The organism is Kitasatospora sp. NE20-6 (genome assembly GCF_045862635.1).
Genome location: NZ_BPRL01000018.1, coordinates 60579 through 72733 on the forward strand (window position 1 = coordinate 60579; position 12155 = coordinate 72733).

The 12155-nt window shown below is 73.6% G+C and carries 11 protein-coding genes; 7 read left to right on the forward strand and 4 right to left on the reverse strand.

The features are described 5' to 3' along the window. The first annotated feature begins 72 nt into the window (after window positions 1-72). A complete protein-coding gene (locus SNE206_RS15820; RefSeq protein WP_407913993.1) occupies window positions 73-423 on the forward strand; it encodes a hypothetical protein in 351 nt (116 codons plus the stop codon). Window positions 424-538: 115 nt separating this feature from the next. Next, entirely contained in the window at window positions 539-748 is a 210-nt protein-coding gene (locus tag SNE206_RS15825) for a hypothetical protein (RefSeq protein ID WP_407913994.1), read from the forward strand. Window positions 749-959: 211 nt separating this feature from the next. Here SNE206_RS15825 and SNE206_RS15830 read toward each other — a convergent pair whose 3' ends face one another. Both SNE206_RS15830 and SNE206_RS15835 read right to left on the reverse strand, forming a co-directional pair. Further along, a complete protein-coding gene (locus tag SNE206_RS15830) occupies window positions 960-1379 on the reverse strand; it encodes a hypothetical protein (RefSeq protein ID WP_407913995.1) in 420 nt (139 codons plus the stop codon). Between the two features lie 131 nt (window positions 1380-1510). Beyond that, window positions 1511-1792, reverse strand: a complete 282-nt coding sequence (locus tag SNE206_RS15835) for a hypothetical protein (RefSeq protein WP_407913996.1) — start codon at window positions 1790-1792, stop codon at window positions 1511-1513. A gap of 160 nt (window positions 1793-1952) precedes the next feature. Here SNE206_RS15835 and SNE206_RS15840 point away from each other — a divergent pair, with 160 nt between their 5' ends. The 4 genes from SNE206_RS15840 to SNE206_RS15855 all read left to right on the forward strand — a co-directional run bounded on the left by SNE206_RS15840 (window position 1953) and on the right by SNE206_RS15855 (window position 7891). Then, window positions 1953-2513, forward strand: a complete 561-nt coding sequence (locus SNE206_RS15840) for a GNAT family N-acetyltransferase (protein ID WP_407913997.1) — start codon at window positions 1953-1955, stop codon at window positions 2511-2513. A 20-nt stretch (window positions 2514-2533) separates the two neighbouring features. Continuing rightward, the gene (locus SNE206_RS15845; protein WP_407913998.1) at window positions 2534-2785 is read left to right on the forward strand and encodes a hypothetical protein; all 252 of its coding nucleotides are present in this window, start codon (window positions 2534-2536) and stop codon (window positions 2783-2785) included. 520 nt (window positions 2786-3305) lie between these two features. Beyond that, window positions 3306-5192, forward strand: a complete 1887-nt coding sequence (locus SNE206_RS15850) for a family 43 glycosylhydrolase (protein WP_407913999.1) — start codon at window positions 3306-3308, stop codon at window positions 5190-5192. A gap of 338 nt (window positions 5193-5530) precedes the next feature. After that, on the forward strand, window positions 5531-7891 hold the full coding sequence (locus tag SNE206_RS15855) for a cellulase family glycosylhydrolase (RefSeq protein ID WP_407914000.1): 2361 nt from the start codon (window positions 5531-5533) through the stop codon (window positions 7889-7891). Between the two features lie 205 nt (window positions 7892-8096). Here SNE206_RS15855 and SNE206_RS15860 read toward each other — a convergent pair whose 3' ends face one another. Further along, window positions 8097-8744, reverse strand: a complete 648-nt coding sequence (locus SNE206_RS15860) for a TetR family transcriptional regulator (protein ID WP_407914001.1) — start codon at window positions 8742-8744, stop codon at window positions 8097-8099. Window positions 8745-9243: 499 nt separating this feature from the next. Between SNE206_RS15860 and SNE206_RS15865 the strand changes: the two genes are divergently transcribed. Beyond that, window positions 9244-10662, forward strand: coding sequence for a lipase family protein (locus tag SNE206_RS15865; protein ID WP_407914002.1), 1419 nt, complete (start codon window positions 9244-9246; stop codon window positions 10660-10662). Window positions 10663-10846: 184 nt separating this feature from the next. Here the strand turns inward: SNE206_RS15865 and SNE206_RS15870 are convergent, their stop codons facing one another. Continuing rightward, on the reverse strand, window positions 10847-12034 hold the full coding sequence (locus SNE206_RS15870) for a UDP-N-acetylglucosamine--N-acetylmuramyl-(pentapeptide) pyrophosphoryl-undecaprenol N-acetylglucosamine transferase (protein WP_407914003.1): 1188 nt from the start codon (window positions 12032-12034) through the stop codon (window positions 10847-10849). Between the last annotated feature and the right edge of the window lie 121 nt (window positions 12035-12155).

Below are 12155 nucleotides of genomic sequence, written 5' to 3' on the forward strand. Positions count from 1 at the left end.
GGGACGGGCGGGAACCGGGCGGTACCGACGCCGACCGTGACAGCCGTACCGTCCGTGACAGCCGTAGCGACCGTGACAGCCGTACCGACCGCGCCGAACCCGACAGCCCACCGGCAGCCGGACGTTCCGGAGCTGCCTCCCCCGACGGGGGGAAAGAGGACACTCGTCGCCGTACCGCTCCGTGAGGCAGGCTCCACCGTCGGGAGCTTCTCCGCCCGGGCCGGCGAGATGGACGTCACGATGTACTGCACGGGCGGCTCCCTGACCGTGCACGTCGACCCCGTGTCGACCAGCACGGTGCCCTGCGACACTGCGGCCGTGACCCCGCTGCTCGACGTCTTCCACCTCGAAGCGGCGCAGGACGTCCACGTGAGCGTCGACGCCCCGCCCGGCGTGCGATGGAACCTGCGGATCGAGCAGTAGCCGCACCCCACCCGTGCGCGACGTCGGCGCGCCCCCGCCGTCCCAGGCTGTGCACGGGGGCGTTGCGCCTGGCAGGATCACCGGCACGGTACGGACGATTGCAGGGATGCGAGACATGACGGTTCTGCTGCTGGGCGCGCTGGTGCTGGCCGTCGGCGGATGCGTGTGCGTCGTGTGGGCGGACAGGGGCGGGCCCCGCTGGGTGCGCGCCGTGGCGACCGTGACGCTCGTCGTGGGCGAGATGCTGCGCTGCGTCGACAGAGGCCGGAGCCGGAGCCGGAGCCGGAGCCTGGACCGGACCACCAACGGCGGCGGCGGTGACTGACCCCGTGCACGGGTGACCACGCCGAACACCCGCTCCGTCGCAACCCGTTGATCGCCTCACCCGGTCCGGGACCGTACAGGGCCGGCACCTCGGCCCCGGCATCCCCGGAGGTGGCGCGCACGCGCCCGATCGTCCTACCGCCCGGCAGCCGGGCGTCCGTCGCCACATGATCGCGGGCAGGGGCTCGCCGTGGCCACCGCGTACCGCCCCGTCAGCGGTACGGCCTGCCGTCGTCGCGGTGGGCGGCGGAGCTGCCCGCGAGGCACCACGAGCGGCTGTGCCGGGTCAGGGTCCACGCCTCGGGCGCACGGCGGGCGCCGTCGATCCAGGCGCGCAGCTCCGCCAGGGCGTGCTGCTGCAGGACGTGGCGGGCGGCAGCCCGGTCGGCGGCCGGGAGCGGGGCGACCGAGACCTGGATGCGGAGCCAGCGGTCGGGGTGGATCCCGTTCCCGTGGTTGGAGGGGACGACCGGGGTGAAGGCGACGTGCAGCAGGGTGCCGTCGTCCCAGGGCCGGTCGTCGAAGTGCACCTCATCGACCTCGGCCAGCCGGTCGCCGAGCGCCGTCCGGATGTCCGTCGGTGTGAGCGGCCACGACAGGTGGCGCGGAAGGCGGCGGTTACGGGCTGGCACGGGCCCGAGCATGGCAGAGCCGGGGGTGGGGACGCACGTCCGTCTTCCCGCCGCGATCCACCGGGCGGAACCGGCGGCGGTGGCGACCGGTCCGTACGCCGTCCCCCGGCGAGCCGTCAGGGCCGGTGCCGTCAGGCCGGGTTGCTCGGGGTGCGGCGGCGGGCCCACTCCTGCAGGACGAGCCCGGCACCGACGAGGAGGGGCCCGACGGTCCAGACTGCGAGGTTCGAAGAATTGGTGACGATACCGAACGTGATGCCTGCGAGGACGACGAACTGGCCGGCGCCCCAGATGCGGGGTGCACCGACCGGGCGCCACCAGCGCGGTACCCAGCCCCGGAGCACGGCGGGGACGCCGCCGGCGAGTCCTATCGCCCAGGCCAGGGCCAGGCAGGTCCATCGGAAAGTGGTCATGAGGGGGCTCCTTCGCCAGGACGGTCCGTCCGACGGGCCGTGGAGGTGTGATCATTCCACCGCCCCTCCCGCCGTCGGTGACCGGGGCGGACCGTACGGATCTCCGCAGGTCGGTCGGGCGGTGTCCGCCGGCGTCGGTGGTTCCCGATAACGTGCCGGGATGGAAAGGACTGTCACGTTCCTGGAGATGACGGACCGCGGTGATCTGAAGCCCGGTCGGGTCGTGCCTTCGCTGGAGCTACGGCGCGAGGAGGGGCTGTCGGCACTGGTGCGTTCGGTGCAGGCCCGGGTCGGAGCGGCCTACGGATGGCGGAGTTCGACGCGATCCGACCAGGAGTGGCAGGAGTTGGCGCGAACGCAGCCGCACCGCCAGTACTGGCTGATCACGCTGGCCGGTGAGACCGCCGGGGTCGTGGCACTGGCGCCTCAACCCCGTGGGGAGGTGGAGATCCTCACCTTCGGACTCCTCCCCGAGTACGTCGGCCAGGGGCTGGGCGGGCACGCCCTCACACTGGCGCTGCAACAGGCTTGGGCGACCCGGCCGTTGGAGGCGGACTCCGTTCGCAGGGTCTGGCTGCGCACCAACTCGAACGACCACCCGAACGCACTCGCCAACTACCGGCGCCGCGGGCTGCGCGTCTACCGCACCGAGGTCGAGACACCGGCGTTCCCCGGCGCCGTGCCACTGCCTGATGCCCTGTCGAACGAGCAGCCGCTGTGACCGGGGAGGAGCCGACCCGGGTGGACATGAAGGAGTTCTTCACTCCTTCCCGGGGCATCGCCCATGCGGGATTCCTGGCCACCTGTGTACTTTCGACAATTCTGTGGTTCGTCGCCGGGCCCGTGGCCGCGGCCTGGGTGGCCGGACTGTTCGGTGCTGCTTTCACGGTGAGCGCCGTGGTGAACCTGCTGCGCGGGCGCGGCTTCGGCGCGGCGTTCGGCAGCGCATATCTGCACACCTTCGGGATCTGGGAGTGGTTCTCCGGCTGGTAGCGACCCGATGGTCGACCGGCGGACCGGCGGACCGGCGGACCGGGGCCGCGGGCCGCGGGCCGCGGGCCGGTGGAAGGGAAACGGCAGCAGGGGAACGGCGGCGGTCGGGCAGGTCCGGTCGTGCGACGAGCGTCGGCAGGCCTCCGCCGGTGTGCGCCCGGTGATCACGAGCGGCGCAGGAATTCGGCGGGACGAGGAACTCGCAGCGCCGGTGCCGGTATTTTTCGATTGTCAAGTGATGGTCGGAGTTTCGGTCCGAACTGCAGGTCACGCGGCGGAGATCGAAACTTCCGGCGGTCCTGGATGTCGAATGCCGGGACGGTCCGGAAACGGATCGCGAAACATCACGGAAAGCATTGACGTGACAATTCTGCGGGTGGCACGTTGGGGCGCATCCCCGCGGGTCGACCGCCGAACTGCGCGCATCGCGCTGACCTGGCATCAGTCGGTGTGACCGGCCGGGCTCGGCGTGCGGTCGTCCGGTGGGGCGACCGCACCGCCGTCCCGTCCGAGGAGCTGCATGGCCACCGCCTCGTCCTCCGCCCACCCGGAGGCCGCCCGTCCCGAAGCCGACCCTCGGGAAGCCGCCGGTCCGGAGGCCGCCGGTCCCGAAGCCGCCCGTCGGGCCACTCCTCGCCCGGTTCCTTCGCGGCCGCCCGTCGCGTCCACCGCGCCGGGCCGCCCCTCACCGATCGACACCGCGCCGGCCGAAACCTCGCTGGCCCGGGCCGACGGCGGCTACTACCTGGCGACGGCGACCCGTGACTGGCTGCCCGGCATCCTGCTGCACCGTTCCGAGGACCTCGTGGACTGGCAGCCCCTCGGCGGTGCCCTGGCGGAGCCCCGCCTGATCGACCTCGCCGGTGTGCCGGACGCCGGTGGCGTGCGGGGGCCCTCGCTCAGCCGTTCCGCCGACGGGACCTTCCATCTCGTCTACTCCGACCTCCGGGGCCGCACGGGCAGCGGCGTGGACGCCGGCGCCTTCGTCGTCACGGCCCCTTCGCCGCAAGGGCGCTGGTCGGATCCCGCGCCGCTCGCCGGGCCGGGGGCCGACCCGTTCCTCTTCCACGACGACGGGCCCGGCGGCGACGGCCGCACCATGGTTCTCCGCGTCGGGCCGGAGGAGTCCGCTCTGCTGCTCCAGGAGTACGACCGGGAGCGGCGGACGGTCACCGGCCCGCTGCACCGCATCCGCATCCGCATCCCCGCGGACCACGGCGCCGGGCCGCTCGCGCACCCGCGTCTCCACCGCCACGGTGGCTGGTACTACCTGCTCGGCCTCGTGCGGCGGCCGGACGGTGGTGCGGCGGTCGCAGCCGCCCGCTCCGCAGCCCTGACCGGCCCCTACCAGGCGGATCCGGCGGGCCCGTTGCTGCAGGTGCCGCCGGACACGCCCGAGGGGGCGGCGCCGTGGGACTCACCAGCCGACCTCGTGCGCGCGCCGGACGGCAACTGGCTCCTCGCCTGCGGGTCGGTGTCCTTCGGCGAGGAGGCCGCACGGGCCGCGGGGGCGCGGTGCGGCGGGCTGTACCGGATCGACCGGTCGGCGGACGGCTGGCCGCGGGCGGCCGTCCCGGCCGTCGTCCCGGCGGCCCCTGTCTCCCTCCCGGCCGCCGCGCCGGTGGCCGGGAGACGCGGCGGGTATCCCGTCGAGGGTTTCGGCGCGCGCCGCCTCGGCCCGGAGTGGCTGACCCTGCGCCGCCACGCTGACCCGTCCTGGCTCACCGTCGGTGGCGGGCGGCTCGTGCTGCGGGGAGAGGCGCCGCTCTCCTCCCGCAGCCGCCGGAGCGTGGTGGCGCGGCCGGTGCGCGACGGTGTCTTCGACTTCCGGGTGATGGTGTCGGCGGATCCGCGGTCGCCGTTACGGAGCGCGGGACTGCTGCTGTACCGGAGCGCGGAGTCGTGGCACCAGCTGCACCTGGGCTGGGACGAGGAGCTGGGCCGGGTGCTGCGGGTCGGTGCTCGAGAGGGCGACGGCTATGCCGAGCCGGCCAGGCCGGTGGCGGTCGGGCCGGGACCGGTGCGGCTGCGGCTGTCCGTGGACGGCGTCCGGGCACGGTTCCGGTGGTACGACCGTCGGGTCGGCCCCGGCGGCCGGACGGGCTGGCGGGCGATCGGCCCGGCGTTCGACCCGGCACCGGGCCGTGTGCCCGTCGGCATGCCGGGCCGTCGGCCTGCTGACCCGTCCGGCCGTCCGTCCGGCGGTCAGTCCGGCGGTTCGTCCGGCCGTCCGGCCGGCCGTCAGGTCGGCGTGCCCGCGGCGCGTGCCGCGCTGCAGGCCGATCCGGCGTGTGGCGCGGTGTTCGTGGGGGTGTTCGCCGAGGACCGTACGGGGTTGCGCGGGCGCGCGGTGTTCAGCGAGCCGTACTACCGCGGAGGGCGGCTCCCCGGCGGGCTGCGGGAATGACGGAGGGGTGCGGCGGGGCCGCGCCGGGGCCTGGAGTGCGGGCAGGCGGGTGCGGGCGGCCCAGGGCGGGTCCACGGCCGGTCCGGGGGATTGACTCCCGGCCCGCCCTCTGGCTTGATGATGGGCGTTCGGCCTGAACAGATCAACGGAGCCTTTCCCGGTGGGAGCGCTCCCATATGCCCCGCTCTCCCGAGTAGTCCGCAGGGTCCGGACGGAGAGCAATCCCGACGACGGGCTTCCGCCCGCCGGTCGGCGGCGCAGTTGCGCCCGCCCGTGCATCCCCGGGTACGGGCCACGACGCGCCGGCACGCCGTTCCCCACCCAGAAGGGCATGACCCATGCGATCCACCCAGCGGTACCGCCTGCGCGCCGCCGCGGTCGCGGCCGCCGTGACGGCCTCCCTGCTCGTTCCGCTCACGGCGCTGTCCGCCCCGAGCGCGTCCGCGGCATCCGCAGCGTCCACCGCCGGCGCCGACCAGGCGGCCGACGAGGCCGCGGTGCCCGCCAAGGACTGGCTGCACGCCCAGGGCAGCACCATCGTCGACGACGCCGGCAACAAGGTGCTGCTGACCGGCGCGAACTGGTTCGGCTTCAACGCCACCGAGCGGGTGTTCCACGGCCTGTGGTCCGCGAACATCGAGGACATCGCCAAGTCGATGTCGGAGCACGGCATCAACATCGTCCGGGTGCCGATCTCCACCCAGCTCATCCTGGAGTGGAAGAACGGCCAGGCGGCCGCCTCCAGCGGCGTCAACACCTACGCCAACCCCGAACTCGTCGGCAAGACCACCCTCCAGGTCTTCGACTACTGGCTGACGCTGTGCGAGAAGTACGGCCTCAAGGTGATGCTCGACGTCCACAGTGCCGAGGCCGACAACTCCGGTCACCTGTACCCGGTGTGGTGGAAGGGCTCGGTCACGGTCGAGCAGTTCTACCAGGGGTGGGAGTGGATCACCACCCGGTACAGGACGAACGACACCGTCGTGGCCATGGACATCAAGAACGAGCCGCACGGCAAGTGGACGGACAGTCCGCGCGCCAAGTGGGACGGCTCCGCCGACCAGGACAACTTCAAGAACACCTGCCAGACCGCGGGCAACCGCATCCTCGCGATCAACCCCAACGTGCTGATCCTCTGCGAGGGCATCGAGATCTACCCGAAGAACGGCACCAACTGGAGTTCCACCAACGAGACCGACTACTACGGCAACTGGTGGGGCGGCAACCTCCGCGGCGCCAAGGACCATCCGGTGGACCTCGGTGCCAACCAGCGCCAACTCGTCTACTCCCCGCACGACTACGGGCCCGCGGTCTACCCGCAGCCGTGGTTCCAGGGCACCTGGGACCGCTCCACCCTGGAGCGCGACGTCTGGGATCCGAACTGGCTCTACCTGAAGAAGACCAACACCGCTCCGCTGCTCGTCGGGGAGTGGGGCGGCAAGCTCGACGGCGGCGCCAACGAGAAGTGGATGGTCGCGATGCGCGACGAGATCGTCCAGTACGGTCTCTCGCACACCTTCTGGTGCGTCAACCCGAACTCCGGTGACACCGGCGGGCTGTTGCTCGACGACTGGAAGACCTGGGACACCGCGAAGTACAACCTCCTCAAGCCCGCGCTGTGGCAGAGCGGCGGCAAGTTCGTCTCCCTCGACCACCAGGTGCGGCTCGGCGGCACCGGCTCGTCCACCGGCATCGGCCTGGCGGACCTGTACGGCGGCACCACACCGACTCCCGACACCCAGGCGCCTTCCGTGCCGGGTGGGTTGACGTCTCCGGCGAAGACGCAGACCAGTGTCGGGCTTGCGTGGGGTGCGTCGACGGACAACGTGGGTGTGACCGGGTACGAGGTGTACCGGGGTGCGGTCAAGGTGGCGACGGTGGCCGGTACGAGTTACACGGACACCGGTCTCGCCGCCGGTACGGCCTACACCTACATCGTGCGCGCCCGTGATGCGGCCGGCAACGTCTCGGCGGCCTCCTCCGCCGTCACCGTCACCACTGCCACGGGCACCACGCCGGACTCCCAGGCGCCTTCCGTGCCGGGCGGGTTGACGTCTCCGGCGAAGACGCAGACCAGTGTCGGGCTTGCGTGGGGTGCGTCGACGGACAACGTGGGTGTGACCGGGTACGAGGTGTACCGGGGTGCGGTCAAGGTGGTGACGGTGGCTGGTACGAGTTACACGGACACCGGTCTCGCCGCGGGTACGGCCTACACCTACACCGTGCGTGCCCGTGATGCGGCCGGCAACGTCTCGGCGGCTTCCTCCGCCGTCACCGTCACCACCACGGCGGGCGGCGGCGGTTCGGGCACCCTGCTCTCGCAGGGCAGGAGCGCCTGGGCGTCGTCGTCGGAGGACGGCGCCACCCAGCCGGGCAACGCCACCGACGGCAACACGGGCACCCGCTGGGCCAGCGCCTTCCAGGACAACCAGTGGATCAACATCGATCTCGGGTCGTCCCGCCAGGTCACCGGTGTGGTCCTGAACTGGGAGGCGGCGTACGCCACCACCTACAAGGTGCAGGTCTCCGACGACCCGAACTTCGGCACCTGGACGGACCTCTACACGACCACCGCCGGCCACGGCGGCACCGAGAGCCTGACCGTCTCCGGTCACGGCCGCTACGTCCGCCTGCTCGGCCAGCAGCGCGCCACGCCGTACGGCGTCTCGCTCTGGGAGTTCCAGGTCTACGGCAGCTGACCGCCGACCGCCGACTGCGGTCAGGACGGCCCCGGCCCCCGCCCCTCCCGGGCGGGGGCCGGGGCCGTGCCGACAGGAGTGTCGTGTCCGCGCGGGATGTTCGCGCCACGGACGAGGACGCCGTCCGGCGGCTCGTCGAGTACCGCGGGGCCCGCAGGTGCCCCGCCCCTGGAGGAACGGCCGTCCGGTGGTCCGACCCGGACGGTCAGTAGGGGAGTCCCTCCGCCGCGGCGCGCAGCGCGGTGTGCAGGCAGGCGGCGAGCTCGTCGTCCGAGAGGGTGTCGTCCTCGGCGAAGCGCTGGGCGAAGTCCTCCGCCGCGGCGCGCAGGGCTCCGTTGACGGTGGCCGCGTGCACCTTCACGCGCAGGTCGCCGGGGTGCCGGCCCGACCTGCGGGCGAGGAGTTCGGCGAAGAGGGGCAGCGCGTCGTCGTGGGTCTGCAGCCAGACGGCGCGCAGGGCGGGTTCGGTGTGGGTCATCCGGATCAGGTCGAGGACGCCGGGATCGGCACGCGGCAGCGTGCCCCGGCGGCATGACTCGGTGAGGAAGTCCAGCAGCCCGGTCTCCGGGGGCCAGTGGCGCAGTGCCTCGGCGGCAGCGTCCAGGCTCGCCGTGAGCACGGGGCGTATGCAGCTCTCCTTGGTGGGGAAGTGGCGCCACAGGGTGCGGGTCGAGATGCCCACGGCCTGGGCGATCTGATCCCCCGTGGTGCCCGTGACGCCCTGGGAGACGAACAGGCGGACCGCTGTCTGCGCGATCTCCAGGCGGAGGGCAGCGCGGCGCCGTTCACCGAGCGGCGGCCTGGCGGCCGGCTCGTCGGTGCCCGTCCTGCGCCCGGGTGTCGCGTCAACCACCGTGTCCCACCACCCCTGTTTCGGCGATCACGGGCAGCATAGCGAGCCGCACAGAAATGACACATGCAGACGCCTTGTCACTGAGTGACAGGCTCCCTTACGCTCCCGATGTAACCCGCCAGTAACTAGCGGGTGGGGAGAGGGAGTTCGACGGCACGCGTCGTCGACGACCTGAGGGCCGGCACTGCCACGAGCAGTGGACGGCCGTCGTCCGCAGGAGCACGCCGCCATGTCGGGTACGGAACGCGACCGTCCCGGCCGGTCCGGCGTCCGCCTTCCGCGCCTGCCCGGTCAGCACGGCGCGCACGTGCCGCCGAGTGCTGCCGCGGCATCGCCGGCCCCGCTCCGGCACGGCGGACCGGGCACCCGCCTGCACACCTGCCGCACCCACCGGCACCCACCACAGCGCCGTCCGCCCGTCCGCGAGACCGCCCGTAGAGCCGCGAGCCCGTACCGACGCACACCCGCACCTTTTCCGACGAAGCAGGGAGTGAGCCGCATGTACCGTCCCACCGACCGGCCGGACCCGGTGTCCGCCGAGCGTCCCGGCACCGGCCCGGCCGTGCCGTCCGTGGCCCGCAGATCCACCGCCGCGGGGCGCAGCCGCCTGATCGCCACCACGGTCGCGGTGCTGGCCTGCCTGGGGGCCCAGGGAGTCCCCGCGTCCGCGGCCGAGACGGGTGACGTGGTCTCCCGGGGCGTGACCGTCCCGGCGTTCTACCGGCCGCCGGCGTCCCTTCCCGCGGCCGACGGCGCGCTGGTCCGCACCGAGCCGCTGCCGCTGGCACTGAGCCTGCCCGGCCTCGACGGGCGTCCGCTGCCGGGCACCGCCACCCGGCTGATGTACAAGTCCACGGATTCGCAGGGCGGTCCCGTGGCGGTGACCGGCGCCTACATCGAGCCGTCGGCGGCCTGGAAGGGCGGCGGCCCGCGGCCGCTGGTGGCCCTGGCCCCGGGCACCATGGGGCAGGGTGACCAGTGCGCGGCCTCGCTGGGCCTGCAGCACCCGATCGTCATCGAGGGCGACACCGTGTCCGTCGGCTACGAGGATCTGGCGATCTACCGGCTGCTGTCCGCCGGGGCCGCGGTGGTCGTCACCGACTACGTCGGACTGGGCGCGACGGACCGGCTCCACACCTACGTCAGCCGTCTCGACGGCGGGCACGCCCTGCTGGACGCCGTCCGGGCGGCGCGGGCGCTGCCGGGGGCGTCGGTCACCGCCGACTCGCGGGTCGGCCTGTTCGGCTACAGCCAGGGCGGCGGCGCCAGCGCGTCGGCCGCCGAACTCCAGCCCTCCTACGCGCCGGACGTCAAGCTGGCCGGCACCTACGCCGGCGCGCCCCCGGCCGACCTGACCGAGGTCGTGAAGGGCATCGACGGCAGCGCGCTCGCCGGTGCGCTGGGCTGGTCCCTCAACGGCTTCCTGCAGGCGGATCCGGACCTGCGGGCCATTGCCGACGCCCGCCTGAACGCAGCCGGGAAGGCGGCGCTGAACGACCTGTCCACGATGTGCGTCGGCGACGCGATCTTCGGCTACGCGTTCACGAAGAGCAGCTCGTGGACGGTCGGCGGCGAGTCCGTCAGCGACATCGTCGCCGCGGAGCCGAAGCTCCGGGCCGTGCTCGACTCCCAGCGCATCGGCACCCTGAAGCCCACCAGCCCGGTGCGCCTGGCCACGGGCGTCCAGGACGACATCGTGCCGCACGGCCAGGCCCGCCGGCTCGCCGTCGACTGGTGCCGCAAGGGCGCCAGCATCACCTACGACGCCGTCATCCTGCCCAACCTCGGCGACGGCCTGCTCACCAACCACCTGGTGCCGCTCCTCACCGACCAGGGCGACGCCATCTCCTGGCTGACGGACCGTCTCTCCGGCAAGGCCGCCGGCTCCAACTGCTGGACGATGCCGCTGCAGCCCTGACGGCCTGCCCCGCGCCGGGCGGCGGCACGGCACCCGACCGCGCAGGGTGCCGTGCCGCCGTCGGTCCGCGGTCGCGCACGCCGGCCCGCCCGCGGCCGAACCGTCACCCGCGCCACCCCTCGCGGTCCCACCTCTCGCGGCCCTATTCCGCGTGGTCCCGCCACCCGCTGCCGGACGGAGTCCGTCACGCCCCGGCCGCGGACAGCAGTACGTCGACCAGCCGCTCCGCCGCGTCCGGCCGGCCCTGCTGCCGGGCCCGGTGCGCCGTGTCGGCGCGGCGTGCCGGGTCGGCGAGCAGCGGCGCGAGCGCCTCCCGCAGGGTGTCCGCCGTGACGTCGCCGAGGAGGGCGACGGCCGCCCCGGCCTGCTGGAGGTGCGAGGCGTTGTGCGCCTGCTCGTCGCCGGCCGAGGACGCGAGCGGGATCAGGACGGATGCCTTGCCCAGCGCGGTGAGTTCGGCGATCGTGCCGGCACCGCTGCGGGAGACCACCACGTCGGCCAGGGCCAGCACGTCGGGCAGCTCGGGCCCGACGAACGGGGTGACGAGGTAGCGCGCGGCCAGGTGCGCCGGCAGGGCCCCGGCCCGGGCCCGCAGGTTGTCCGCGTGTGCCGCGCCGCACTGGTGGACCACGTTGGCCCCGGTCAGCAGCCACGGGAGGGCGGCCTCGACGACCGTGTTGATCTGCAGCGACCCCTGTGCGCCTCCGGTGACGTACACGGTGGGCAGCGTCCGGTCGAAGCCGTGCAGTCCCAGCGCCTCGACGGCCTTCTCCGCCCGCCCGGTGAACACCTCGGGGCGCACCGGATTGCCCGTCACCACGGCGCGGGACCGTGCCGATTCCGGCAGCAGCGGCACCGTCGACTCCGAGGAGACCGCCACCCGTGCCGCGGCCGGCGCCAGGAAGCGGTTGGCCAGGCCCAGCCGGACCGTCTGCTCGTGGACGACCAGCGGGGCCCCGCAGCTGCGCGCGGCCCGGCCGACGGGGACCGCCACGTAGCCGCCGGTCGCCAGGACGACGTCCGGGGCGTACCGGGCGACGATCCGCCGGGCCTTCACGATGCCCTGCACCACCCGCACCATGTCCCGGATGTTCGCCGGGGAGGCCAGCTTCAGCGGGTTGCGGGAGCGTCGGATCTTCCCGGTCGGGACGGCGGCGAACGCGATCCCCTCACCGGCGGCGACCCGGGACTCCAGACTGTCCGCGGAGCCCACCCACAGCACGTCGAGCCCGCGGCCGCCGGCCGCGAGGCGGGCGCGGAGCGTCCGCACGGCCGTCAGCGCCGGATAGGTGTGTCCGCCGGTGCCGCCACCGGTGACGACCAGTCGCAGCGGCCTGCCGGGGGCGGACGGGGGGAGGGTGTCGCGGGTCACGGAAGCTCCTGATCTGAACGGCACTCGGCCGCGGACCCGGCCGTGGACTCGGCCGCGCCGGAGGACAGTTGGACAATCCGGACGATAGCAGGGCAGGTGGCGCACCGGCCGCCGGCCGGGG

What these genes read in the sequence shown, in the direction of transcription:
- SNE206_RS15825 (WP_407913994.1), top strand. Translation starts at nt 539, where the DNA reads ATGACGGTTCTGCTGCTGGGCGCGCTGGTGCTGGCCGTCGGCGGATGC.
- SNE206_RS15835 (WP_407913996.1), bottom strand. Translation starts at nt 1,792, where the DNA reads ATGACCACTTTCCGATGGACCTGCCTGGCCCTGGCCTGGGCGATAGGA.
- SNE206_RS15840 (WP_407913997.1), top strand. Translation starts at nt 1,953, where the DNA reads ATGGAAAGGACTGTCACGTTCCTGGAGATGACGGACCGCGGTGATCTG.
- SNE206_RS15850 (WP_407913999.1), top strand. Translation starts at nt 3,306, where the DNA reads ATGGCCACCGCCTCGTCCTCCGCCCACCCGGAGGCCGCCCGTCCCGAA.
- SNE206_RS15855 (WP_407914000.1), top strand. Translation starts at nt 5,531, where the DNA reads ATGCGATCCACCCAGCGGTACCGCCTGCGCGCCGCCGCGGTCGCGGCC.
- SNE206_RS15865 (WP_407914002.1), top strand. Translation starts at nt 9,244, where the DNA reads ATGTACCGTCCCACCGACCGGCCGGACCCGGTGTCCGCCGAGCGTCCC.